Annotated in this window: 26 protein-coding genes; 8 read left to right on the top strand and 18 right to left on the bottom strand. The window is 33.9% G+C overall.

Going from position 1 to position 23,241, the window contains the following annotated elements:
- Nucleotides 1–40: 40 nt before the first annotated feature.
- On the bottom strand, nucleotides 41–1,513 hold the full coding sequence (locus AC1DKZ_RS13090) for a flavin monoamine oxidase family protein (RefSeq protein ID WP_431182074.1): 1,473 nt from the start codon (nucleotides 1,511–1,513) through the stop codon (nucleotides 41–43).
- A 186-nt stretch (nucleotides 1,514–1,699) separates the two neighbouring features.
- Here AC1DKZ_RS13090 and AC1DKZ_RS13085 point away from each other — a divergent pair, with 186 nt between their 5' ends.
- Both AC1DKZ_RS13085 and AC1DKZ_RS13080 read left to right on the top strand, forming a co-directional pair.
- The gene (locus AC1DKZ_RS13085; protein ID WP_002012420.1) at nucleotides 1,700–1,891 is read left to right on the top strand and encodes a DUF3896 family protein; all 192 of its coding nucleotides are present in this window, start codon (nucleotides 1,700–1,702) and stop codon (nucleotides 1,889–1,891) included.
- Nucleotides 1,892–1,995: 104 nt separating this feature from the next.
- Nucleotides 1,996–2,997 (top strand): LLM class flavin-dependent oxidoreductase, encoded by a 1,002-nt coding sequence (locus tag AC1DKZ_RS13080; RefSeq protein ID WP_002012419.1) that lies wholly within the window; start codon nucleotides 1,996–1,998, stop codon nucleotides 2,995–2,997.
- Nucleotides 2,998–3,049: 52 nt separating this feature from the next.
- On the opposite strand, the gene AC1DKZ_RS13075 is transcribed toward AC1DKZ_RS13080, so the two are convergent.
- The 3 genes from AC1DKZ_RS13075 to AC1DKZ_RS13065 form a co-directional block, all read right to left on the bottom strand.
- Nucleotides 3,050–3,991: an alpha/beta hydrolase gene (locus AC1DKZ_RS13075; RefSeq protein WP_476996401.1), complete on the bottom strand. Its 942-nt coding sequence runs from the start codon at nucleotides 3,989–3,991 to the stop codon at nucleotides 3,050–3,052.
- Between the two features lie 254 nt (nucleotides 3,992–4,245).
- Entirely contained in the window at nucleotides 4,246–4,710 is a 465-nt protein-coding gene (locus AC1DKZ_RS13070) for a DUF3939 domain-containing protein (protein ID WP_000488199.1), read from the bottom strand.
- A 108-nt stretch (nucleotides 4,711–4,818) separates the two neighbouring features.
- Nucleotides 4,819–5,262, bottom strand: coding sequence for a Dps family protein (locus AC1DKZ_RS13065; protein ID WP_476996400.1), 444 nt, complete (start codon nucleotides 5,260–5,262; stop codon nucleotides 4,819–4,821).
- Nucleotides 5,263–5,497: 235 nt separating this feature from the next.
- Here AC1DKZ_RS13065 and AC1DKZ_RS13060 point away from each other — a divergent pair, with 235 nt between their 5' ends.
- Complete coding sequence (locus AC1DKZ_RS13060) at nucleotides 5,498–6,538, top strand: YkvI family membrane protein (RefSeq protein ID WP_476996399.1); 1,041 nt, start codon at nucleotides 5,498–5,500, stop codon at nucleotides 6,536–6,538.
- A gap of 33 nt (nucleotides 6,539–6,571) precedes the next feature.
- Here AC1DKZ_RS13060 and AC1DKZ_RS13055 read toward each other — a convergent pair whose 3' ends face one another.
- From AC1DKZ_RS13055 to AC1DKZ_RS13035, 5 genes are all read right to left on the bottom strand, one after another.
- On the bottom strand, nucleotides 6,572–6,940 hold the full coding sequence (locus AC1DKZ_RS13055; RefSeq protein ID WP_002086098.1) for a DUF3979 family protein: 369 nt from the start codon (nucleotides 6,938–6,940) through the stop codon (nucleotides 6,572–6,574).
- 266 nt (nucleotides 6,941–7,206) lie between these two features.
- On the bottom strand, nucleotides 7,207–7,512 hold the full coding sequence (locus AC1DKZ_RS13050) for a hypothetical protein (protein ID WP_476996398.1): 306 nt from the start codon (nucleotides 7,510–7,512) through the stop codon (nucleotides 7,207–7,209).
- 164 nt (nucleotides 7,513–7,676) lie between these two features.
- Complete coding sequence (locus tag AC1DKZ_RS13045) at nucleotides 7,677–9,659, bottom strand: methyl-accepting chemotaxis protein (RefSeq protein ID WP_476996397.1); 1,983 nt, start codon at nucleotides 9,657–9,659, stop codon at nucleotides 7,677–7,679.
- A 208-nt stretch (nucleotides 9,660–9,867) separates the two neighbouring features.
- Nucleotides 9,868–10,917: a ribosome small subunit-dependent GTPase A gene (gene rsgA, locus AC1DKZ_RS13040; RefSeq protein WP_044444234.1), complete on the bottom strand. Its 1,050-nt coding sequence runs from the start codon at nucleotides 10,915–10,917 to the stop codon at nucleotides 9,868–9,870.
- 182 nt (nucleotides 10,918–11,099) lie between these two features.
- On the bottom strand, nucleotides 11,100–11,627 hold the full coding sequence (locus tag AC1DKZ_RS13035; RefSeq protein ID WP_242308648.1) for a DinB family protein: 528 nt from the start codon (nucleotides 11,625–11,627) through the stop codon (nucleotides 11,100–11,102).
- A gap of 196 nt (nucleotides 11,628–11,823) precedes the next feature.
- Between AC1DKZ_RS13035 and AC1DKZ_RS13030 the strand changes: the two genes are divergently transcribed.
- Nucleotides 11,824–12,171: a DUF4257 domain-containing protein gene (locus tag AC1DKZ_RS13030; RefSeq protein WP_000426320.1), complete on the top strand. Its 348-nt coding sequence runs from the start codon at nucleotides 11,824–11,826 to the stop codon at nucleotides 12,169–12,171.
- 84 nt (nucleotides 12,172–12,255) lie between these two features.
- Nucleotides 12,256–12,480 (top strand): hypothetical protein, encoded by a 225-nt coding sequence (locus AC1DKZ_RS13025; protein ID WP_000162608.1) that lies wholly within the window; start codon nucleotides 12,256–12,258, stop codon nucleotides 12,478–12,480.
- Between the two features lie 185 nt (nucleotides 12,481–12,665).
- On the opposite strand, the gene AC1DKZ_RS13020 is transcribed toward AC1DKZ_RS13025, so the two are convergent.
- Both AC1DKZ_RS13020 and AC1DKZ_RS13015 read right to left on the bottom strand, forming a co-directional pair.
- On the bottom strand, nucleotides 12,666–13,841 hold the full coding sequence (locus AC1DKZ_RS13020; protein ID WP_044444236.1) for an MFS transporter: 1,176 nt from the start codon (nucleotides 13,839–13,841) through the stop codon (nucleotides 12,666–12,668).
- Nucleotides 13,842–13,890: 49 nt separating this feature from the next.
- Nucleotides 13,891–14,826, bottom strand: coding sequence for an aldo/keto reductase (locus tag AC1DKZ_RS13015; protein ID WP_088039243.1), 936 nt, complete (start codon nucleotides 14,824–14,826; stop codon nucleotides 13,891–13,893).
- A gap of 107 nt (nucleotides 14,827–14,933) precedes the next feature.
- On the opposite strand from AC1DKZ_RS13015, the gene AC1DKZ_RS13010 reads away from it, so the two are divergent.
- Nucleotides 14,934–15,242: an ArsR/SmtB family transcription factor gene (locus tag AC1DKZ_RS13010; protein WP_016102179.1), complete on the top strand. Its 309-nt coding sequence runs from the start codon at nucleotides 14,934–14,936 to the stop codon at nucleotides 15,240–15,242.
- Between the two features lie 39 nt (nucleotides 15,243–15,281).
- Here AC1DKZ_RS13010 and AC1DKZ_RS13005 read toward each other — a convergent pair whose 3' ends face one another.
- The 3 genes from AC1DKZ_RS13005 to AC1DKZ_RS12995 all read right to left on the bottom strand — a co-directional run bounded on the left by AC1DKZ_RS13005 (nucleotide 15,282) and on the right by AC1DKZ_RS12995 (nucleotide 18,837).
- On the bottom strand, nucleotides 15,282–16,232 hold the full coding sequence (locus tag AC1DKZ_RS13005; RefSeq protein ID WP_476996396.1) for a serine protease: 951 nt from the start codon (nucleotides 16,230–16,232) through the stop codon (nucleotides 15,282–15,284).
- Nucleotides 16,233–16,549: 317 nt separating this feature from the next.
- Nucleotides 16,550–16,837: an AbrB/MazE/SpoVT family DNA-binding domain-containing protein gene (locus AC1DKZ_RS13000; RefSeq protein WP_002012401.1), complete on the bottom strand. Its 288-nt coding sequence runs from the start codon at nucleotides 16,835–16,837 to the stop codon at nucleotides 16,550–16,552.
- A 119-nt stretch (nucleotides 16,838–16,956) separates the two neighbouring features.
- Entirely contained in the window at nucleotides 16,957–18,837 is a 1,881-nt protein-coding gene (locus tag AC1DKZ_RS12995; RefSeq protein ID WP_476996395.1) for an FtsX-like permease family protein, read from the bottom strand.
- Between the two features lie 264 nt (nucleotides 18,838–19,101).
- Here AC1DKZ_RS12995 and nadE point away from each other — a divergent pair, with 264 nt between their 5' ends.
- On the top strand, nucleotides 19,102–19,920 hold the full coding sequence (gene nadE, locus AC1DKZ_RS12990; RefSeq protein ID WP_002064947.1) for an ammonia-dependent NAD(+) synthetase: 819 nt from the start codon (nucleotides 19,102–19,104) through the stop codon (nucleotides 19,918–19,920).
- A 44-nt stretch (nucleotides 19,921–19,964) separates the two neighbouring features.
- On the opposite strand, the gene AC1DKZ_RS12985 is transcribed toward nadE, so the two are convergent.
- From AC1DKZ_RS12985 to AC1DKZ_RS12970, 4 genes are all read right to left on the bottom strand, one after another.
- Nucleotides 19,965–20,426: an NUDIX hydrolase gene (locus AC1DKZ_RS12985; protein WP_002130989.1), complete on the bottom strand. Its 462-nt coding sequence runs from the start codon at nucleotides 20,424–20,426 to the stop codon at nucleotides 19,965–19,967.
- A 27-nt stretch (nucleotides 20,427–20,453) separates the two neighbouring features.
- Complete coding sequence (locus AC1DKZ_RS12980; RefSeq protein WP_002064945.1) at nucleotides 20,454–20,654, bottom strand: DUF4083 domain-containing protein; 201 nt, start codon at nucleotides 20,652–20,654, stop codon at nucleotides 20,454–20,456.
- Nucleotides 20,655–20,763: 109 nt separating this feature from the next.
- Nucleotides 20,764–21,924, bottom strand: coding sequence for a transglutaminase domain-containing protein (locus tag AC1DKZ_RS12975; protein ID WP_002064944.1), 1,161 nt, complete (start codon nucleotides 21,922–21,924; stop codon nucleotides 20,764–20,766).
- 147 nt (nucleotides 21,925–22,071) lie between these two features.
- Nucleotides 22,072–22,824, bottom strand: coding sequence for a YwqG family protein (locus AC1DKZ_RS12970; protein ID WP_476996394.1), 753 nt, complete (start codon nucleotides 22,822–22,824; stop codon nucleotides 22,072–22,074).
- A 224-nt stretch (nucleotides 22,825–23,048) separates the two neighbouring features.
- Here AC1DKZ_RS12970 and AC1DKZ_RS12965 point away from each other — a divergent pair, with 224 nt between their 5' ends.
- Nucleotides 23,049–23,210 carry a YjcZ family sporulation protein gene (locus AC1DKZ_RS12965; RefSeq protein ID WP_002012392.1) on the top strand — a complete coding sequence of 54 codons (162 nt, stop codon included), beginning with the start codon at nucleotides 23,049–23,051 and terminating at the stop codon, nucleotides 23,208–23,210.
- The last annotated feature ends 31 nt before the right edge of the window (nucleotides 23,211–23,241 follow it).

The raw sequence follows: 23,241 nt of genomic DNA, 5'->3' as shown, positions 1-23,241 counted from the left end.
ATATCCATCTCAAGTTATACAGTAAAGAAATTTCTGAATTTTAAACTTTTTGATCATTCACTTCCATCGCCACACGCACTCCGGATTCAATCGCACCTTGAATCCATCCGTGATACAGCGTTGTATGATCTCCGGCAAAGTATATTCTCCCCTCAGGTTTTACAATGACTGGCTGTAATTCAGATTCTTGACCAGCTTGAAATAGTGCAAACCCTCCAAGCGCATATGGATCTAATGTCCAACTCTTTGATATTCCAGACATGAACTCATCATATACTTGACCACCTAATATTGTTGCTAAATTTTGTAATGTGTAATAGATACGATCCCCTTTTGATAAACCATCCCATAGTAATGCATCGTATGACCATGTATAACTCCCTAGCATAATGGCTGGTCCTTTTGAACCGATTCCATGACTTGGATAATACGCATAACGTATAGGAAGATCTGTTATAATTCTCCCACCTAATTGCCCTTGTTCCTCCCAAAAACGACTTTTAAATTGAATTCCTATTTTTGTAGCCGGCATATAATGCAATTCGCGAATTGTTTTCCACTTCGCATGAGATATCGAATCAAATGGATCTACTTCTACAAATCGCATTGTTGAAAAAGGAATTGTAACAATAACTAAATCCCCTGTAATACTACTATATTCAAAAGTTTCCTCGTTCCGGTAATAGGCTGTTACACTATTGGCTTGTTGATGAAGCTTCATTAATTTTTGATTATATATAATATTTTCTTCTAATTGTGGTAAAAAAGACTTTGGTAATCTATCATTCCCACCTATTATTTCGCAAAATCCGCTCTCCTCTTGCATAATATATAAAAAACGTAACGTCTCAACAAATGACCTTTCTAAAAAACCTTCTAAATCTAATAGAACACCTATCATCTCAATCGTTACTGGCGAAAAATACGTATTATATTGATAAGGATGATATTTTAAAAATTGACCTGTAGAATATCTCCCAAAATCCTTTACTACAATATCCCAATTTTTCTCTGGGTTCTTTTTTATAAAATTTATAATGGGCTGTACCGCTAACATTAATAGTTCCTCAGACGTTTTCCCAACTTCATTCATTTCCACAGGATATCTTAAAATACTTGGATCTTTTTCGTATTGTTTTAATGTCGTTTTCCGACCATTTACGTAGATAATATCTGTCTCATTCCTATTAATAAAAGGGCTCACCTGTAGCCCAAACTTTCTTATATATGCCATCGTTAATGTATGCGAATACGGAATTCTCATTGCCCCAACATCTAAATATAATCCGGTATCTTCCATTCTAACTGTCTCTATACGGCCACCTACCCGGTTGTTTGCTTCAAAAATCTTCACTTCATGTCCCGCAGCCTTTAATAAAGATGCCGAAACTAATCCAGCCATACCAGCCCCTACTACAATGATTTGTTTCGGACGTGTCGTCTTCTTTAATCCCTTATTTATAACTTTTAATGTTTCATCCATCTCAGTGTTATACATTATATCTTTCTGCACAATCCCACCCCTTACTTCATGAAATACAAATTAGTGGTTTAGTGCATTTTATTCATAAATTCACTTAAACATACACCACCACAATTTGAAAACTCACTAAAAATACATAAGGTGGAGCTCTCCCCCTTCCACATGCTTCATATTATAAACATACAGATAGTAACTGTATGGAAAGGGTGGAGACACATGAAACGTACTTACGATTATCAGGCTACAAAAAAACATTTAGAATTAAAGAAACAGCAGCTATGTAAAAAACTCACTAGCGTTAAACTAACTGAAGAAGAACGCAAGCAAATACATTTAGAAATTGATAACTACGAATATATATTAAACTTAGTCGAAATGAATCATTATGAACGAGGGTTTTCTCATTAAAAGCGGATAAAAAATTATTCACTTTTCCTTTTGAGCATTTCATTACGCATTTTTCGTAAGTAAATATATAATAGGATGTACATTAAGATTGAGAGGTATATTCTATGATCAAATTAAGTGTATTAGACCAATCACCTATTTCAGATGGTAGCACAGCAGCCCAAGCTATTTCACATACAGTTACGCTTGCACAAGAAGTTGAGAAACTCGGATTCACACGTTTTTGGGTATCCGAGCACCATAATTCAGTTAGCTTAGCTGGTTCAAGTCCAGAAATACTCATTTCACATATTGCCGCGAAAACTGACCGTATTAGAGTTGGTTCTGGTGGTGTTATGCTGCCACATTATAGTCCATATAAAGTTGCCGAGAATTTCCGCGTTTTAGAAGCACTTTATAAGGGCCGCATCGACCTTGGTGTCGGGAGAGCGCCTGGTGGTATGCCGATAGCAACTCGCGCACTTCAAGAAGGTAAAATGGTCTCACTTGATCAATATCCAGAACAAATTGCAGATGTTGCTATGTACTTACATGATCAAGTACCAGAAAACCATCATTATGCAAACTTAAAGGCTACTCCAGTTATCCCAACATCTCCTGAAATGTGGATGCTCGGTTCTAGCGGAGAAAGTGCAATGATTGCCGCAAAGCAAGGCGCTTCTTTTGCATTTGCACAGTTCATTAACGGATACGGTGGCCCTGAAGTAATGAAGGCTTACCAAGAACAATTCCAACCTTCCTATTTAGGTGATAAACCAAAATCAATCGTATCTATTTTTGTTATTTGCGGAGAAACAAATGAAGAAGCGGAGAAGATTGCATCAAGCCTTGATTTATCGATTTTACTATTAGAACAAGGAAAACGGACTACTGGTACTCCTTCTATTGAAACTGCTCAAAATTATTCGTATAGTGCTTATGATCTATTCCGCATAAAAGAAAATCGTCAACGTATGATTGTCGGTGATCCGTCTTCTGTGAAAGAAAAAATATTAAACTTAAGCAAAGCGTATAATACTGACGAATTTATGATTGTCACGATTACTCATCAATTTGAACATAAATTAAACTCTTATCGCCTATTGGCAGATGCTTTTAATTTATAATAACGAAAAGGAGATGCATCACATATGATGCATCTCCTTTTCTTACTATCAATCAATTGTTTTTGCTTCCTATATATTCAATAGCTTCTTTTAATAACTCATCAAAATTATGAGGATAATCATGATTTAAGTTAGGCACAACTTTATACTTATGTTCTATATTTTTATCCTTTAATAACGTTACAAATTGCTGTGTACCTTCAAAACAATCTTCATCTTGATCCCCACATATTATATATCCTTTTATGCTTTTATCATGCAATATTCCAATTATTTCTTCCCATTCTTCCATTTCCGGGAGCCACGGTGCCACAAAAATAAAACCGTTCACTTCTATTTCACCTTGTAACATGGAATGTAACGCTACTCTTGCCCCAGCAGAAAAGCCACCAATAATAATATTCCCAAATGTTTTATTCACTTTAATCTTATTGTAATGTCCTTTTAACTCTTCTCTTCCTCTTTCGATATTATCCCACACATATCCATCTGAAAATTGAATTTGGGAAGATTGAGGCAATACTAGCATAAAACCTTGTTCCATTACAGAGTTCCAATATGGTTCTATTATTTGTATATTTTCTTGATCCCCATGCAGTGTTATTAGTAGATTTTCAGTTTGTTTGCTGTATTTATATTTCACGTCTGCTTGTTCCGATTTCTTTGCTAATTCTTCTCTTTCTTTACATAATTGAACCATTCTATGAAACTCTTCAAATTTATGTAGTGGTTTTAAATCATCATCGGAAATTAAATACTCACTTCCGTACCAAAATCCATTTTCTATAATTGCTTTCTTCATTAAATGCAACGCTTCTTCTTCAAGTCCTGCTGCACTTGCTAATGCATATTTAAAATTATATATTTGTGCTTCATTACCCATTACATCTTTAGCATTATTCATTATGTAAGAATACGCTTCAAAACTTCCTTTATTCGCATAACAATGTAACGTTTCATTTAATAACTTAATATAAGTCATATTATTTTCCATATAGGAATTCCCCCGTAACCTTTTATAATAATTGCTTCTCCAATCTTCCTATCATTCTAGGGTCACGGTATAAATAGTTAAATTCTACAATTCAACTTAACAATACCTGATTCTCAGAATGATATTTAATAGTTAATGTATGTATACGCATAATACACCACTCCTTCCTATCCACTAGTTGTAGTATAAAGTTAAATAAACTGAAAAATCAATATTTTAATAAAAAAAAGACAACAATAATATTATTGTTGTTCTCATAACATCTGCCCACTATTCTTTTTTTTCTTATCTGGTTTACTTGAAACTAAATAATGCTTTTCTGAAATATATAAGTTTCTTTTTAATATACGATTTAAATATGGTCCTAGCTTCACTCCGCATATGAGGCGATCTTCGCTATCTTCAACAATTGGGAACATTTCTTTTTCTGTTACATATTGATCTACGGCCTTTTGTACGATATCAATTTCTTTAACTAGGTTTAAATTTTCTTCTGTATGTTCAAATACTTCAAGCGTTTCCTTCGTTATCAGAAAAAAATTTGTTGGAAATGCAGGTAAATAGGGCTTTAACAAATCATAATTTACTGTGTAATCATCATTTACTAAAACTGTATAAACGATATTAGCATTCGTTTCTAGAAACTTCGCCATCGCTTGTTCTAATTCATCTTTCGTAATTTCCCTATCTTCTTTTCCAGTTCTGAAAAAGCGAAACATTGTATCGCCTCCTTTTTACTATATTATAGCATAAAAGAAAACTGAAAAATTACAAAAAACTCTATTGAAAGAATTTTTCAATAGAGTTTTTCTTTAATCCATTTATGTTTATTTTAAGAATGCACTTAACATCCATACATGTTGTTCTAATGTCGTATGAATTGCTAATAGCATATCAGCCGATGTTTCATCATCAGCTTCATCAGCTACTTCCATACCTTCTTTTAATTCTTGAATAAGTGCAGAAAAATCGTTTACTAAAATTTGCACCATTTCTTCTGCAGTCTCTTTGCTTGTCCCTTCGATTACAGTTGAAGTTGCTAAATACTCTTTCATTGTCGCTAACGGTTTTCCTTCTAACGCTAAAATACGCTCTGCTAACTCATCAATGTATGTTCCTGCTTCATTATAAAACTCTTCAAATTTCTCATGTAATGTAAAGAAGTGCGGTCCTGTCACATACCAATGATAATTATGCAGTTTGACATATAATACATTCCAGTTTGCTACCTGCTTGTTTAATACTTCAACAACATTCGTTTTCGTACTCATACAATCCACTCCTCTTATCATGTTATTATCTTTTAATGACCTAACTTCATTTTACCATACATTCCCTATTCTTTTGAATGAACAGCTTATATGTAACAAAGTTTTAACAACCTTAATATTTCCCTAATATCATATAATTCATGTATCCTTTCAACTACTTCATATGTCTAATTGTCCAAGCTCACACATATGCATAATAGTAAGTCAAGCTCATCATAGAAGAAAGAGGGATAACATGGACAATCAACAATGGCAAGTAGCAAAGAAAGTCGCTGCTACTTATATCGGAACGGTCGTTGGAGCTGGATTTGCTACTGGGCGAGAAATTGTTGAATTTTTTACAGTTAACGGATTGTACGGAACCATTGGCATATGTATAAGTGGATTTTTTTTTATTTGGCTCGGTACAAAAATGATGTTACTTTCATCACAAATCGGGGCATTTTCAGCGCAAGAATTTAATAAATATTTATTTGGGGATGTATTTGGAAATGTCGTAAATACTTTATTATTACTCGTATTATTTGGCGTAACTAGCGTTATGTTATCAGGAGCCGGGGCAGTATTTGAAGAACAACTTCGTCTCCCGAGACAACTTGGTATTTTCATCACAGTCATCGCCTGCCTCATTATTGGGAGCCGGGGATTACAAGGTGTTTTTGAAGTGAATACACTTGTCGTACCTATTATGATGATTTTTATTATCGGACTTGCTATTACAACCTTTATTCATGGTACAACTCCTATTATTGACACCGTTCCTACAGAAAGTTGGAATATGAAATGGATTACTAGCCCTATTACATATGTTGCATTAAATCTTTCTCTCGCCCAAAGTGTTCTCGTCCCATTGGCCAGTGAAGTAAAAGATCGAAAAGCTATTTTATGGGGTGGTATTTTAGGCGGCGCGGGGCTTTGCTTTATTTTATTATGTAGCCATTTAGCAATATTATCAGTTGAACAATTTTATCAATATAACATCCCAATGGCTGAAGTTGTAAGAAGGTTTAATGCAACTTTCCATTTTTTCTTTGTTCTTATCATTTTTGGTGAAGTATTCACAACATTAGTTGGGAATATATTCGGAATGACAAAACAAATGCAATCCATTACCGGATGGAAAAGTAATAGCATTATTTACTTCATATTACTAATTAGTTATTGCTTTAGTTTCATTGGATATAGTGAATTACTTCATATTCTATACCCTATTATCGGTTGGGTGAGCATCATTTTACTACCGATTATTGCCTTTAAACAACTTCAAAAAACATAAAAAAACATCCGTGTATACGGATGTTTTTCATCTTCATTCACAGTCTTCACATACTTCCCAGTACGGCCCCATTTCTACTGCAAGATATGGCTTTAATTGCAAACGAATCATTCGACTTGGCATGCGTTCCAATACGAATTGAATGCCGTCTTCCTCTTCATCCAACTCAACTTTTGAAATAGCAATTCTTTGCATAGTAGTAATAGGGCTTCCATCTTTATATAAAGTGATTTTCACCTCATCATACTCATTAAAATACAATTCAACATTCATTTGCTTTTTTAACATTTCATCAACAATTTCATAATTATCATTTTGTTCCTGGATTATATATTTCCAGCCGCCTCTATCCAATTCTATCGGAGCAGCTTGGAATAATGTCATCAAATCCTCGTATAGCATAAGATAACCCCTCTCTTACTAAAAAACGATGAGTATTTTATATACCCTTTATCTCTATCACTATCCATGTTTATTGTACCATATATCACGAATCTTACTGCATTCATTTGCTTTATATACACATACAAAACATATAGTATTTTCAGTTCACTCTCTATTCACTAGTACGTCCTCTTACTGATAACTTATCACTTTCCTTATTTCCTACACACTACTTATAACTCTTAAAAAACCACAAAAAAGAAGAGTAATTTATATCACTCTCCTCATAAGACTTTTCCTGTAGCTACTAATGCTAACACTATAATTAAACTTGCAAATAATAGTGATACAATTAAACTAAAAATCGGTAATATTTTCTTTTCATTCTTCTTAAATAATAACCTTAAACTAAGAATGATATTTAATGGAACAAATATAAAATAAAGGTATTTAACGATTTGTAATGAGCTATTTGAAAGTGTTTTAAATAGAAACACTTCAATTAAAAAAGCAACAAAGAATAAAATGCTTAACCAAAACGAGACATAGCTAAGCCAAGAATGTCTTTTCGTTCCCCAATACACTCCCATACTGATCTCCTTTAAACGTAGTCTATATTATATTAATTATACACCCGCTTAACAAATCCCTCTATTTTTCGACAAACATTAAATACATTGAACCTCTAATCCGTTTATCAGCTAAAAGACTGTCTCTAATAGCACTAATGCTATTTTGAGACAGCCTCCCCTTTTTATACTTTAAATCTTTCAATTAATACTTGTAACTCTTCAGCCATTTGAGATAGTGTACCAGCTGCAGAACCAATTTCTTCCATAGAAGCTAACTGCTCCTCAGCTGACGCTGCAACACTTTGTGTACTCGTCGCATTATTTTGTGCCGTCATAGCAATTTGACCAACCGAAATAGATACTTCATTTGCACCTTTTGACATCCCATTAGCTGTTTCAACCATCGTTTTAATTTGGTCAGCAATTTCATTTGTAGATTGTAAAATTTCAGTAAAATTTTGTTTTGTTTCATTTGCAATAACAAGTCCAGATTGCACTTCTTCATTTACATTATTCATAGATTTTACTGTCTTACTCATATCATCTTGTATTTCACAAATTAATTTACTAATTTCACTTGATGATACACTAGATTGTTCTGCTAATTTTCGTACTTCATCAGCAACAATTGCAAAGCCTCTTCCATGCTCACCAGCTCTTGCAGCCTCAATTGCTGCATTTAAAGCTAGAAGATTTGTCTGATCTGCAATATTTTGAATAACTTCTAAAATATCACCAATTTGCTTTGATTTGTTATTCAACAACTGAATAACAGCATCTGACTGTGAAACAGATTCCGCAATAGATTGCATTTGATTTACTGTTTTTCCAACTAGCTTTCCACCATCTTCTGCTTTTTCGCGAGTGTGAGCAGAAGCAGTATTAATAGATGATGAGCTATTTGCTACATGCTGAATCCCTTCTGTTACATCAAACAGTAACATAGCACCATTTTCTACGCTTGCTGTTTGCGTCGTTGCACCACTTGATATTTCATCCATTGCTGATGTAATTTGTTCAGTCGCTTCACTCGCTTGTCTCACACTTGCTGTTAACTCTTCAGATGCAGCTGCAACATGCCCTGCTGAAGTATTAATTCTTCCAATTAACGTTCTTAGTGAATCTGTCATTTCATTAAAACCTTTTGCAAATTGACCGATTTCATCGTTTGAATTAATTTCAATTGTTTGCGTTAAATCTCCTTCACTTATTTCTTTAGAAGTGGCAACTAATCTCTTTAAAGGTTTTGTAATAGAAAGAGTTACGAAATAAATAAGTGCCCCTCCTACAACTAATGAAATAAGCATAACAATTAACATATTATAAAATACAGGCTGAGCAGCTTCAATTACTTCATTTGAGTACATCGTTCCACCGATTTTCCAACCTGTTTTTAAGTTTGTAGCAAATACCATTTTCTTTTCACTACCATCATACGTGTATGAAAAAGTGCCTTGATTATCTTCGTAAATTCTCTTTGCCCAAGAATCAGCTGCTTTATCTCCTGGTTTTTCTTGAGGATGCGCAATTATTTTTTGTTTTCCATCTAAAATGAAAGTATATCCTTTTTTACCAATATTGATTAACTTTGTTGTTTTCAATAAATTCTCTAAACTTAAATCTACCGCAACAACACCATTTTTATCTTCTGTTTGTTTCGCAATCGTTACGACAATATGTCCATTTCCTTTCGCCTTATACGGTTCAGTGACCACGATTCCACCTTGTTTACTCACTGCATCTTTATACCAAGAACGAGTTGTTGGATCATAATCTGCTGCCATTTGTATATTTGGTTCTTGCACAAACTTCTTATCATTGCCGGCAACATATACTTGTTCAATATCTTTATTCAAATTAATATATTGAGATAATACCTTTCTTAATTCATCTTGATTATCTCCTTGATACATATCACTATGAATCACTCGTGCAAAGTTATTTACTTCGTTAAATTTCGCCTCAATCATTTGATTGATTAAATTATCTAATATTTTTATATTATCGTGAGCACTACTCGTAATTTGTGATTCAAAATTCTTTTTAGCCGTTTGATAAGACATTCCTCCAATAATAGAGACAGCTGCAATTAAAATTATCAAAAATGAAATTAATAGCTTTTTTGCTACTTTTATATCTCGAAACCACCTTAACAGTTTACTCATTATAAACCTCCTACATTTAAATATTAAGTTTTAAAGATAAATAACCAATTATGAATATATCCCATTCCCTATCCTCTATTTTTACAATTCGTTTTTGATAAACACCTTGTAAAGGTTAAACAAATATTCCCCCTTTGTCTATATATATGAATAATATTATTATAAAATTTACAAATACAAAAAACCAAAGGAATAGTCCTTTGGTTTTTTACATTTTTTTATGTTGTTTAGAAATCTTCTTCCACTTATCACGCTCAGCTCTTGCGAGAATAGCATCTTGTTTTCTCATAAAATACGCCAATTCTCTTTGCAACTTTTTATAGCTTTGCAAACGATTTATCGTCATTAGCCCGTTATCAATTGCTTTATGCACTGCGCATCCTGGTTCATTCTCATGTTTACAATCTCGAAAGCGGCAAGTATTTGCAAGATCTTCAATATCAGAAAATGTAGTTTGAATTGCCGCGCTTCCTTCCCAAAGCTGAAGTTCCCTCATACCAGGAGTATCAATTACTAAACCGCCACTCGGTAATTGGAACAATTCACGGTGAGTTGTCGTATGTCTTCCTTTACTATCTTCTTCACGTATATCTCCGGTTTTTGCTACATCTGTTCCTATTAATGCATTTAACAAAGTAGATTTTCCTGCACCTGAAGATCCAACTAAAGCAACTGTTTTTCCTGGTGAGACAAATTGTTGCAATGATTCTATTCCGACGTACACTAAGCTATCAACAACAAATATAGGAACACCGATTGCTACCGCTTCAGTTTCTGCAATTTTCTGTTCCACATCTTCACATAAACTACTCTTCGTTAAAACAATAACAGGCATTGCACCGCTCTCATAAGCCACCAGCAAATAACGTTCCATCCTTCTTACGTTGAAATCATGGTTAAGTGCATTCACTAAAAATAGATAATCTACATTTGTTGCGATAATTTGTTCTTCAGTTCTGTTACCAGCTTCTTGTCTTGAAAAAGAACTTCTTCTCGGAAAAATACGGTGAATAATTGCCTTTTTCTCATTTTCTATTTTCTTTATATACACCCAATCCCCAACTGCCGGATAATCTCCCTTCGTTAGCGCTTCATGACGAAACTTCCCAGACAGTTCCGCTACATATTCACCATCATTACAAATAATCCGATATATATGCTTATGCTCAAGTAAAATACGCCCTACTTCATAGTTCTCTACAGCTTGTTCTTCAAAAAAAGAATCCCATCCGAAAGATTCTAAAATATTTTGATCCAAATTGATATCCTCCCTAGTTTGAACTTAGTGGAAGGATTGTGCGCTCACTTATAGAGTATCGCCCTTTCCGTCCACCTTTGTATTTGGTTTATTATTCATATAAGTTAATTTCGCCATAATACATCACCCCGTTCTAATTTTAATTACTCTCATTATATGGAATATCCCATTAAAAAGCTACCTTATTTAACGTAATTTTCAAATAACTTATTTTTTAGCATTTTAATTTGTCCGCGATGACTAATTTCATCTTCTAGCACATGAAACCAAAGGTAGCGCTGATTATACGCTACGCCATTAGGCCACTTTCTTTCTGACATTAGCCATTCGTCATCCTGTTCACTCAAACACTTTAGTGTTTCTTCTCTCAATTTTTGCAAAAGTTGTACATAATACAGTATGTCATAGCCACGAATAGATTTCCCTGCTTCCCCTAAATACAGTGCATCTTCCCATATTTCTAATTCTTCTTTTGTAAAGTCACGATTTTGAAATGAAATAAGCTGATGGGCTTTTTCTATAGCCGCTATATGCTTTAGTAACGCTCCGATGGAATTCCCTCCACTCGGCATAATTAAATCTAATTGCTCAACTGATAGATCGTTTATTTCCTGTAATGTTACAGCCCTCGTATGTTCCAGCATGCTTACTAATTCCCCTATATTTTTTGTATAACCATCTACACTTCTTATTCGATAATCTATATTCATATCACGCACCCCTTTCTACATTCATATTAACGAATAACCGCTTCATACAATAGACTGAAATATATCAGATTTTTCTGTTATAATTAAATTGAATACGGAATAAACCTAAACAAACTTTCTCAATATGCTTATATGAAATATTAAAAGGAATCAATATCAAATTATCGAATCTTATTCACTAAAAGGAGTGGATTCGATGGAAATGTATCAATGGCTAACCGCTGTTCTCGTTGGTGGCATTACTGGCTTCGTTTCCCATCTGATCAATAACCAAGGCAAGTTATTGCTTCCACGCCGTTTAAAAACTTTTTTTCATTTTGGATTTTTAACTGATATTTTTACAGGTAGCCTCGCCGCACTTCTTGGACTCGTTTTATTCGATGTCACCTTAATAAAAGAAATTATAAAAGTCTCCATTGTGACCGCTATTTCCGGTCAAACGTTTTTACTTCACCAAGCTCTTGGTGGTGAACAGGCTAAAAATACGCAAATTGGGAAAGCTGATGAGAAAATCCAAGAAATTGACAAACTATTACGACGTTAGTCTATACTTTCTCTAAAAATTATTGTTATAATAAAAAATAAATATTTTCTATTGCGTCGTTTGTCAGAAGAAAGGGTGTTTCGTATGACAAAAAAGAAAATAGAAGATTTCTTAACAAACACCGAAAAAGAGGAACTGCTAGAAAACTATAAATGTTTACGAGAAGCCCGCACAAAAAGCGAAGCTAACTATTTTGGCGAAGAAGTAAACCATCTACTAAATAAAGCAAAACAACGAATTATTAAAGATGCAGGCATACATGATGAAAATGCAGCAACTGTTCAATCAAAGAGAAAAGCACTGTTTTAGCTAAAACAGTGCTTTTTATTACGGTATTTTTCACATTACTTTCACATCTATTTCACAAATATAAGTATTCCTATATGTTAAACTAAGTATATCCTTTTCCAAGGAACTATATGCCGATATATAAATCCCTATCTCTTTAGGGATTTTTTATTTTTTTGGATTTCTCCGATTTATTTTTAAAGGCTTTATGATGCAATTCCTGTTTCACTATCTTCACTAAGCTTTTCACTTTTTCTAAACAAAAATAAAGCTCCTATATATAGTAACGCAGTAAAACTACCTACAAGTATAAAATTGTGAGATGCTGCAAATAACATTCCTGCTATTGCCGCTCCAATCATTTGGCCAATATACATAGAAGCATTAGCAAGAGCGGCTCCTGTTCCTCTTGCTATACTAGACATATTTTGTAAGCGCCCCATCATCAATACAAACAAAATTCCTGTCACAAAAAATAAAACAAAGAATAATAACTCCACAAATATAATGTTCTTTACATGAGGAAGTAATACATATAGCACAGCTGTAAATACAATTCCACCATAGAAAGAAAGGTTATAACCAATTTTATTTACGATTCTTGGGCCAAAAATATTCCCTGTTAAATTTCCTAACCCTAATACGAGCATAGCTGTTCCTATTTCATGGACTTGTAAGCCAAATTGAATGGAAAGCCATACACCAAAAAATGAAAATGCAGCAAAATTACCAGTTTGAAAAACAAAATATGCAAAATAAGAAAGTGAAACCTTTGAATCTGTAAGTAATTGTTTATAGCGCTTTAAGATGTTTGTTTTACTTCCACCTATATGAACCGGTTGTATTTCTGGTAATACTACATAAATAAGAACGACAAGTAGTGCTGATAATATACCAATGACGAAGAATGGTGTTGTATAATGTATCGTTGCTAAATATGCTCCAATTGGCAGGCCTAAAATTTGGGAGATTGATAACCCTGCTGTTGCAATTCCAATTGCTTTTACAATTTTCTTCTTCTCTATAAGGAGCGGAATAGATGCCCATACTTGTGGAGATACAAAAGCTGCACTTACACCTGCTAAAAATCTAAATATTAGCATCCATAAAAAACTCGGTGCCATTCCACACAAAAATGTACTTAATGCAAAAAAACTCATTCCTAATACCATCACTTTTTTTCTGTTTAAGCCATCTGATATAGGACCAGCGATAAGCGCAAATCCAGCGTATCCTAAAGCATATGAACTCACCATCCATCCTGATAATTCAGTTGATACATGATACACTTGTTGTAATGTCGGCAAAAGTGGTGAAATTAAGAAAGTATCTGTACCAATCATAAACATTATCGTAAAGAATACAGCTAGCACTCTTTTCATTTAAACCTTCTCCTTTTATATAAAAAGAGGGCCCTATCCCTCTTTTCAACTAATCTTCTAAAATAGATTCAATCTCTTTCATAACTTTTTCATTCAATGAAACATCCACTGCTCTTACACTTTCTCTTATTTGCTCCGCTCGTTTCCCACCAGGAATAACAGTATCAATTCCTTTTTTATTTAATAGCCACGCTAAAGCTAAATGTGATACTTCAAGATTCATTTCTTTAGCTAAATCTTTTAACATGTCAACTTTTTTAAAGTTATTTTTATATGTATTTTCTTCAAATAGATTTACACTTTGACGCCAATCGCCTTCGTTTAATTTAAAATCTTCTGTATATTTCCCGCCTAGTATCCCAAAGGCAAGAGGCCCGTACGGAATAAATGAAATACCTGATTCTATACAATATGGCAAAAGTTCTTCCCCAGCAGCACGATCCAACATATTATATGGTGATTGTACAACATCTATATGTCCGTGCTGATTCGCTTCTTTTAGTTGCTCTACATTTACGTTAGATATTCCAATTGAACGAATTTTCCCTTCTTCTTTTAGGCGAGTAAGCTCTCCAATTGAATCTATGTAACTTGTTTCAGGATTTGTAAAATGTAAATAATATAAATCAATATAATCAGTTTGTAATCTTCTTAAGCTATTTTCCACAGCATTTCTTAAATAGCTTCGTTCATTATTAATATGAACCTCTCCATTTAATAACGGCTGAATTCCACCTTTTGTAGCAAGTACAAACTCGTGGCGTTTTCCTTTTAATACTTCTCCTACCAATTCCTCTGATCTACCGAAACCGTATGAATCTGCTGTATCAAAAAATGTAATCCCTTGCTGAATTGCTTCTTCTATTAATCTTTTTCCTTCTTCCTCATTCACATCAGCATATAAATTATGTCCCCCAACAGCGTTTGTTCCTAACCCCAACTTCGAAATATTTAGTCCTGCCTTTTGCAATTTTGTATACTTCATTTTTTATCCCCCTATATTTCTATTGTTCGATTATATTCGAACAATAGAAATATACCACTTTATATGTTATAGTGCAAATATATTAACTTATACAAGCAGGTGAAAAAATGCGTACTCTCTATCATCCAAATCGAGAAGAAATTCAATTCTCTTCTGTCTTATATGCACTTAGCGATCAAATTCGTTTACAAATTGTAACTATGCTACTAGAGAAAAATGAACAATCTTGTGGTGCGTTAAACATTCCAATTGCGAAATCAACTTTATCTCACCATTTCAAAGTTTTACGTGAATCTGGTGTTATGTTTACACGACTTGAGGGAACGCAACGTTTCATTTCAATTCGTGAAGATGACTTAAATGCTAGATTCCCCGGTTTATTAGACGTCGTAATACATGCAACAGAACCGTACTAAAAACATCTCATATGAATATGAGATGTTTTTTAGTAATTACTATTCTTTTAATAAATCTATTAATCCATTCCCTTCAGATGTACGTTCATACCCTAAAGGTACAGTCCTTTTTATAAGTTGCGCATATATTTCCGGCTCTGATAATTTTCTACCATACTCTCTCTCACACTGCTTTATGAGAAGTGCTAGCGCCCCAGCGACATGTGGCGTCGCCATTGAAGTACCACTTAATACCGCATATTTCCCCTCTGGATACGTAGACAGTATTTCATCACCCGGCGCTACTAAATCAATTTCTTGATTTGAATTACTAAAGCATGAAATTTTCCGCTCTAAATTAACAGCACCTACTTCAATTACTTCAGAATAAGCACCTGGAAAATCTAATTCTTCAGTATCATCGTTACAATCTCCATCATTTCCTGCAGCGCACACGACAAGTACGTCTTGTTTTACCGCATTTTGAATAGCTTCATGTAACTCTGGTACATCTTGCGGACCACCAAGTGACATTGAAATAATTCTCACTTTCTCTTTATTCGGTCCTCTCCAATTTACAGCATAATGAATGGCCTCAATAATTTGCTCGTAACTTCCAGAACCATCTCCAGCTAATACTTTTAAAACTAACATTTTAGAAAGTGGTGCGACTCCTAGTACACCCACTCCATTTTCAGTCGCTACAATTGTCCCCGCTACATGAGTACCATGCCCATTATTATCAAGATAAATATTGGGATTTCCTTCATAATCTTTTGTGAAATTTCTCCCACCAATAATACGATCTTTTAAATCTACATGATTTACATCACAACCTGTATCTAAAACAGCAACGACAATGTCTTTTCCTTTCGCGCTCTTTTCCCATACTTGCGGAGCATGAATCAATTGTACACCTGGTGGAATTTCATTTACTTGTTCAACCACTTTATTTACAGTAAACGGAATTAATTTAATGCCTTTTTGTTTATTCGCTGTACTACTATTCATCGTAATCCCTCCTGAAAATATATTATTTTCATTTCAGACCACTATTGAATGCGTTTAGATTTAACATTCGTTTTATTCGTTCCATTTCCCTTCCTCTCAAATGTTTCTCAATAAACAAAAGAAAAGGACCCATTATGGTCCTTTTCTTTTTCAGTTTTTCAAAAGAATAATATAAAGTGAAACTATAATCAGTGGGGGGGGTTCATCCCCCACCAATCGGGCGTTTACGGGCAGTTGATCTCCCACCTAACTTCTTTGCTTCAGCCGAGTTTTGAGGTGGGAGTTTTACTGCCCACAAATAGCGGGATAAATTAAGACTAAATCTTACTCTTGTTCAAAAACTGCTCAATTTCTTTTATTACATGTTTTGCGCCTTCTATACTAACAGTAATGTTTCCATTTGCTAATGAAATATTTTGATCTGAAACATCACCTGTTATTTGACAAGCATTGTATGGTTGATATTTTTGTAAAATGACTTTGTCTTCTTCTACAAAAATTTCAAGTGGTGATTTGATTTGTATTCCTAATACATCCCGTAATTCTTTAGGAATAACTATCCGTCCCAATTCATCTACTTTTCGAATAATTCCTGTTGCTTTCATGTTACTCCCCCCTTACTCTCTATTATTTTTTTCACCTCGCTATTTTCATTTTATCACTATATATTTGGTAATGCCTTACTCTTTTTAGAAAATATAGTACAAAAGTTAAAAAAACACATTTAACGAATATTCAATCTTTCTTTCAATTGTTTTAAATAACGCGATCGTATAATTAAGAAGTATACAACTTGAATACCTACGAAAATACTTAATACAATTGTATTTTCTTTAAACAGTGAGTACTCAAACATTTGTCCTAACGCAGTTAATGCTACTGCCCCGTGTAATGTTGCAACTCCAACTGGAACGAAGAATAAAAGCGCTAAGCGGATTGTGACTACTTTCGATAATTCCCCTCTCGTCAATCCAACTTTTCGAATCATTTCAAATAAACGAGTATCGTCCTCCAAATCTGAAAATAAACGGAAGTAAAGGAAGCTTCCTGCACAAACGAAAAATACAATACCAATAAAGAAACCTACAAATAAAATGGGTCCTGCGATTTGTAGACTTTGATTTTGATCGTACTCTTCTGCACTAAACGTTGAATGTTCTTCATAAGGCTTAATCTGATTCGTAAGCTCTTTACCAACCTCAATTTCATCTTTCGCGGATTGTGTTTTATACATATAATCTTTTTCTTCTTTAAATCCATCTTGTAATGAATCATATTGATTTTTAGAGATTACATACACATTACCTCTTAGTATTTTACTTAATGAAGAAGTATTAACTTTTTTCACATTTAAAGGTTCATTCATATTTGGTAAAGTAATTTCTTTTCTTTCTTTCATCGGTGGTCCGGGTATTTCGACTGACAAAAATAAAGCCTCTTTATTTGATACAGTATTAAATGGTTCTCCTGTTAACTTTGCATATTCTTTATAATCTGATTCTTTTATAAAAATGGCGCTTCTTAACGACTGCTCCTCCGTTTTCTTCGATAAAATATTTATTTTTGAAGCTGCTATATTATGTTTCTTTAATCCTTCGTCAATGATTTTTAGATGCTGTGACTCATTGCTATTACCTTGCTTAGACTGATAGTGAAACGCAATTGGTCTGTCCATAATTTCTTTCGTCATCGAAGCAAACCCAACTAATGTACCTATTGCTGAAAATGCTACTGTTGAAATAATTGTTACAATAAAGAACATCCTTGCATTATCTCTCATACGGTATGCTAAATCTGACAAAGTAATAATATTTGTCTGTGTCCAATAGAAACGTTTGCTTTTTTTACATAATCGAATAATAAAGACGCTCAACTGCTTATACAGCAAATACGTACCAATAATGACTACCGTTGTAACAGGAATCATCATTATAAATACCATTGCACCATGTGACATAAGAGCTCCTGCATAACCAGCACTAAGCAATACTACTGCTAATATAGAAGAAATTATAGATGCCTTCGGTTCTGGCTTCGCCTCTGCTGATCCTCTAAACAATTTCATAATTTTATTTTTACGAACCATTCCTGCACTAAACAATGAAATGATCATAAATAATACGAAAAACATAATACTCGTTACAACAATCGCTTTCATCGGTATGTAATAGGATAAAGAGATATCTAGTTTTAATATCATCGGAGCTACAAATATTAATATTCCTGAAAACAACATACCTGAAAGAATCCCAAAAATTATTGCCCCTATTCCAATCATTATATTTTCAAAGAAGATAAGACGCTTTAATTGATATTTCGTCATACCTAACATCATTAAAATTCCTAGTTCACGCTTTCTCGTTTTTAAAAACATTCCCATTGAATATAAAATAAAGAAGAATGTAAATAAGTAAATAATAGACTGCGCAAAAGACATACTTACGAATACGTACTGTCCTAATTCTCCAGCACTTAATGCCGGATGAAACGCAAAAAATGAATACACAAAAAAGGCCATAATTGCAAATGCACTACTCAAAAAATAAGCTGAGTATGTTCGTCTATTTCGCGTTACATTTCGAAATGCGAGTTCTCTAATGTTCATACTACTTCTCCGCCCTTCTACTAACTATACTTTTATATTAGTAAAGTTCGGAAATACCTTCCATCGATTCAAATGACAAAAACCTTACATTATTGAAAGGTTTTAAACAATTGCTTATATAAAACAGTTTCATTATAATGACTACATTCATACACGCATCCTATTGTATATTCGTTAGTTTTGCGAAATAATAAAGGATAGAAGTATGTACCAATATACATATAAACTTATTTACCGCTTTAATATGAATAGGAGGAAAACATAATGACATTACAAGAACAAATTATGAAAGCATTACATGTTCAGCCTGTAATTGATCCGAAAGTAGAAATTCGTAAACGAATTGATTTCTTAAAAGATTATTTAAAAACTACAGGTGCAAAAGGATTTGTACTTGGAATTAGCGGCGGACAAGACTCTACACTGGCAGGACGTTTAGCACAGCTTGCAGTCGAAGAAGTTCGTAATGAAGGTGGTAACGCAACGTTTATCTCCGTACGTCTTCCATACAAAGTACAAAAAGATGAAGATGATGCACAATTAGCATTACAATTTATTCAAGCTGATCAGTCTGTTGCTTTTGATATCGCTTCAACAGTTGATGCTTTCTCAAATCAATACGAAAACTTATTAGGCGAATCATTAACAGATTTCAATAAAGGGAACGTTAAAGCGCGTATCCGTATGGTTACACAATACGCAATCGGCGGACAACAAGGGCTACTCGTTATCGGAACTGATCATGCTGCTGAAGCTGTAACAGGTTTCTTCACAAAATTCGGAGATGGCGGTGCAGATTTATTACCATTAACGGGATTAACGAAACGCCAAGGACGTGATTTATTACAAGAATTAGGTGCAGACGAGCGACTTTACTTAAAAATGCCAACAGCTGATTTATTAGATGAAAAACCAGGTCAAGCTGATGAAACAGAGCTAGGCATTACTTACGATCAATTAGATGACTATTTAGAAGGTAAATCCGTTCCAGCTGACGTTGCTGAAAAGATCGAGAAGCGTTACAAAGTGAGTGAACATAAAAGACAAGTACCAGCGTCAATGTTTGATGATTGGTGGAAATAGAACATAAAAAAGAAGCTAATCTCATTTAGCTTCTTTTTTATACGTTAACGATATACCCCAACTCTTTTCTCTAATAAATCCTGCAAGCAATCTTCATGTTGTTTATTAAACAATGGCGGCATTTTGTCTAAAGGGAAAAACTGCAAATCTAACGTTTCATCACCGTCTATTTTTGTATTCCCTCCAACGATTGAAAACTTAAAGAATATTACAATTGCCTGTGCCTGATCTCCATTCGGATATGCTTGAAAATATTTCGTATACACACCAATGAGCTCATCAATTTCCACATCATATCCTGTTTCTTCTTTTATTTCTCGAATCGCAGTTTCTGCCGCAGATTCCCCGATCTCCATTGCACCGCCTGGAAATCCCCAAGCATTAAAGTCTCCTCTTTTTTGCAGAAGCACTTCACCAAATTCATTAAATACACAACCTCCCGCAAAATTCAAAATAACATAATCATGCCCTATTTTTTCACGTAATTCCTTTATATAATTCGCCATCTGCTTCTCCTTTTTATCCATCTTCCATTATTCTTTTTTATCTTTTTCAAGCAATTCAATAATCCGATCTAACTTCTGATTCATATTAATCACATGTTGTTTTTTCATAGTGTTTTTTTGCAATAATCTTTTAATGAACAGAGTAAATGATACAAAAAACAAAACGATAAGCCCGATTACTAGACAAAAATATATCAATGCAAATATATTATTTTCGAACAAATTCATTCAGCTATCACATCCTCTATTTTCAATTATTTTATCACGCAATTCTAAATAGTCAACGATATTATAAATCAAACACAAAAAGAGCACCTTTTAAAGATGCTCTTTTTCATTAATACGTAAATGTAATTGTCGCTAATGAATAACCTGCCATTGCACTATATGGCGCAACTTGATAAGATACACGCTTTGCACCTTTTGGCCAAGCTATTTCATCTAGTACTTTCTTTATATCTTGCATCGTTCCATCCATTGACTGCTTATATCGTACTTCTACTTTTTCTGGCTTGGAAGCAAATTGTTGCTGTAATTTTTTCTTAAACTCATTGTAATTTTCCGCTCCGTATTGTGCAGATAAATACTTTAAATTTGTTTCTTTTAACATTTGTTCATATACAGCAGTTTTTGAACTACCGGCTTTTATTTTGCTTGTTAATTCGTTGAAGTAGCTTGTAGTTGCCGCTGGATATTCACTACGATCCCATTCATGATCTTTGCTTAATTGTTCATCAGACATATTAAAATATGAATATGTTACGCGCCCAGCTTTATCAGGAACTGGATCATCGAATGTAGTATCAAGGTGGTACCACTTGTTATCAATGTTCACTAAATTCCATGCGTGAGCTTGTCCATTCCCTGTACCTGTTACAATATGATTTTGAATACCTGCTTCTTTTAGTAATTGATATGTTAACAATGTATATCCTTGGCAAACGGCAGAACGATTCGCTAACGCTTCATACGCTGTATATGCTTGATAAGAAGTATCATATGATACTTCTTTCACAACATAATCATGAATAGCTTTCACTTTTTCATGTTCATCCATGCCTTGTTTAATGATAGAATTTACAATTGCTTTCGCCTGAGACTTTACATACTGTGTTTGCTCTTTTGATTCACGATACTTCACTTGTAATGTAAATGTATAATTCCCTGGCATCCCTTTTATAGAATATTTAGTAGACGCTACATTATATTTTACATACTCATCAGCATCTACAATTTTATTAAACTCGCCATACAATTGGTCCATAATATTTCTAGCATTTCTATCTTTTGTTTTATATGTGATTGTAATATTTTCTTCTCTATTATCAATCTGTTTTTTTAATTCTTTTCTGAAATCATTTAACAACTTTGCATCTGATTGTGTTGTCACTGTAGTCGGATTCGTAGCCGCATAAGATACAGCTGACGCCTGTAAGCCTCCCATTACTATAGTTGAACAAAGTGCGGCAGCTGTCACATACTTACTTGTCTTTCCCATCTTGTCACTCCTTACATTCTATAACTATACAAAAAAGTATCGTATAGTTTCAGAGTATACAATACTTTTCAAAATAGGTCATATGAGATTATGCATATTTAACATTTTTAAAAGGGTTGTTCTTTTAGAAAAAGAACAACCCTTTTTTTAGCAAGTTTGCAACACACAGCATGTATTTTCAAAATGGCGATTTTTCAAGTCTTCATTTCCAATACAGAAATAAAGCATCCCTAAATCTCCCCACATCATATTACAATTTTTAGTATCTGAATCAATTTGGAATAAGAGCGTCATATGCTGTGGATCTATCCCCATATATTGTCCAGTCTCGTACAATACCTCATCTTGTACAGAGAATGGTTCTCCAAACATTTGATGATTATCATAGTTGTCTGGGATTAGCTCTTCAAGTAATTGCAAGAAACGATCTGAATCCGCCTCATCTTCAATGAAAAGCTCCGGTAATTTATACGTCAGTTCAAAAGTAATTGCACACTGGTTATATTTCGCTTGTATTTCATCTGCTCTACGTAATTGCTCTACAGGGATATCATAATAAATTACACGTCCAGCTTCGGTTGGATCCACATCTTCTTCAAAGTAATTTTCAATACTAAAGAAATATAGCATCCCTGTCTTAGGAAGATTGTGATCCATACCAACGTTTTGTAAATCACTTAAATTAAATTGTGCGATAAAACGTAACGGATTCTCTTTGTATGTTGGATATTCAAATGTATTTGGCAAATCAGGAACTCCGCCCATTTTCGAACTGCCTATCGCAATTATTTCCTGTTGTTTTGGCACAGCTTTTACACAAGGAAATACAGTATTAATAAGTTCCTGTTTCAAATGTGTTAGTTCATATTTATCAATTAATATTTCAATTTTCTGTTCCATAAATTCTCCTTACATTTACATACTTATTTGTATCATAGCACAAAGATTATACTTCATTCATTGTAAATTCAACAAGCCCTCCAAAAAACGGGCTTATCCCTCGTACGCGAACAAGTTTAAAAAAGCATAGTATACATTGTTCCTACAAACACGATAGTTCTTTATTTCTTCCAGTACATTTTCCCCTCGTTCATTTTTATTTTTAATTTAAGGAGGAATTCCACATGGGTTACGGATATAGTTGCGGCGGTTACGGCGGTGGTTACGGTTACGGCGGTAGTTGTGGTGGCGGTTGTGGTTATGGAGGTTTCGCTTTATTAATCGTTTTATTTATCCTTCTAATCATCATCGGGGCTAGCTGTTGGGGCGGCTTTGTAGGCTGCTAGTAAGCTTAAAAACTATTGTAAAAAAGCACGT

The organism is Bacillus sp. 05T21 (assembly GCF_056396785.1).
The sequence above is the reverse complement of the archived record's forward strand: the minus strand, read 5'-3'. Positions and strand labels throughout refer to the sequence as shown.

Excerpts from the sequence above, each read along its gene's own strand:
- AC1DKZ_RS13085 (WP_002012420.1), top strand. The coding sequence starts at position 1,700 with ATGAAACGTACTTACGATTATCAGGCTACAAAAAAACATTTAGAATTA.
- AC1DKZ_RS13080 (WP_002012419.1), top strand. The coding sequence starts at position 1,996 with ATGATCAAATTAAGTGTATTAGACCAATCACCTATTTCAGATGGTAGC.
- AC1DKZ_RS13075 (WP_476996401.1), bottom strand. The coding sequence starts at position 3,991 with ATGGAAAATAATATGACTTATATTAAGTTATTAAATGAAACGTTACAT.
- AC1DKZ_RS13070 (WP_000488199.1), bottom strand. The coding sequence starts at position 4,710 with ATGTTTCGCTTTTTCAGAACTGGAAAAGAAGATAGGGAAATTACGAAA.
- AC1DKZ_RS13065 (WP_476996400.1), bottom strand. The coding sequence starts at position 5,262 with ATGAGTACGAAAACGAATGTTGTTGAAGTATTAAACAAGCAGGTAGCA.
- AC1DKZ_RS13060 (WP_476996399.1), top strand. The coding sequence starts at position 5,498 with ATGGACAATCAACAATGGCAAGTAGCAAAGAAAGTCGCTGCTACTTAT.
- AC1DKZ_RS13055 (WP_002086098.1), bottom strand. The coding sequence starts at position 6,940 with ATGCTATACGAGGATTTGATGACATTATTCCAAGCTGCTCCGATAGAA.
- AC1DKZ_RS13050 (WP_476996398.1), bottom strand. The coding sequence starts at position 7,512 with ATGGGAGTGTATTGGGGAACGAAAAGACATTCTTGGCTTAGCTATGTC.
- AC1DKZ_RS13045 (WP_476996397.1), bottom strand. The coding sequence starts at position 9,659 with ATGAGTAAACTGTTAAGGTGGTTTCGAGATATAAAAGTAGCAAAAAAG.
- AC1DKZ_RS13035 (WP_242308648.1), bottom strand. The coding sequence starts at position 11,627 with ATGAATATAGATTATCGAATAAGAAGTGTAGATGGTTATACAAAAAAT.
- AC1DKZ_RS13030 (WP_000426320.1), top strand. The coding sequence starts at position 11,824 with ATGGAAATGTATCAATGGCTAACCGCTGTTCTCGTTGGTGGCATTACT.
- AC1DKZ_RS13025 (WP_000162608.1), top strand. The coding sequence starts at position 12,256 with ATGACAAAAAAGAAAATAGAAGATTTCTTAACAAACACCGAAAAAGAG.
- AC1DKZ_RS13020 (WP_044444236.1), bottom strand. The coding sequence starts at position 13,841 with ATGAAAAGAGTGCTAGCTGTATTCTTTACGATAATGTTTATGATTGGT.
- AC1DKZ_RS13015 (WP_088039243.1), bottom strand. The coding sequence starts at position 14,826 with ATGAAGTATACAAAATTGCAAAAGGCAGGACTAAATATTTCGAAGTTG.
- AC1DKZ_RS13010 (WP_016102179.1), top strand. The coding sequence starts at position 14,934 with ATGCGTACTCTCTATCATCCAAATCGAGAAGAAATTCAATTCTCTTCT.
- AC1DKZ_RS13005 (WP_476996396.1), bottom strand. The coding sequence starts at position 16,232 with ATGAATAGTAGTACAGCGAATAAACAAAAAGGCATTAAATTAATTCCG.
- AC1DKZ_RS13000 (WP_002012401.1), bottom strand. The coding sequence starts at position 16,837 with ATGAAAGCAACAGGAATTATTCGAAAAGTAGATGAATTGGGACGGATA.
- AC1DKZ_RS12995 (WP_476996395.1), bottom strand. The coding sequence starts at position 18,837 with ATGAACATTAGAGAACTCGCATTTCGAAATGTAACGCGAAATAGACGA.
- nadE (WP_002064947.1), top strand. The coding sequence starts at position 19,102 with ATGACATTACAAGAACAAATTATGAAAGCATTACATGTTCAGCCTGTA.
- AC1DKZ_RS12985 (WP_002130989.1), bottom strand. The coding sequence starts at position 20,426 with ATGGCGAATTATATAAAGGAATTACGTGAAAAAATAGGGCATGATTAT.
- AC1DKZ_RS12980 (WP_002064945.1), bottom strand. The coding sequence starts at position 20,654 with ATGAATTTGTTCGAAAATAATATATTTGCATTGATATATTTTTGTCTA.
- AC1DKZ_RS12975 (WP_002064944.1), bottom strand. The coding sequence starts at position 21,924 with ATGGGAAAGACAAGTAAGTATGTGACAGCTGCCGCACTTTGTTCAACT.
- AC1DKZ_RS12970 (WP_476996394.1), bottom strand. The coding sequence starts at position 22,824 with ATGGAACAGAAAATTGAAATATTAATTGATAAATATGAACTAACACAT.
- AC1DKZ_RS12965 (WP_002012392.1), top strand. The coding sequence starts at position 23,049 with ATGGGTTACGGATATAGTTGCGGCGGTTACGGCGGTGGTTACGGTTAC.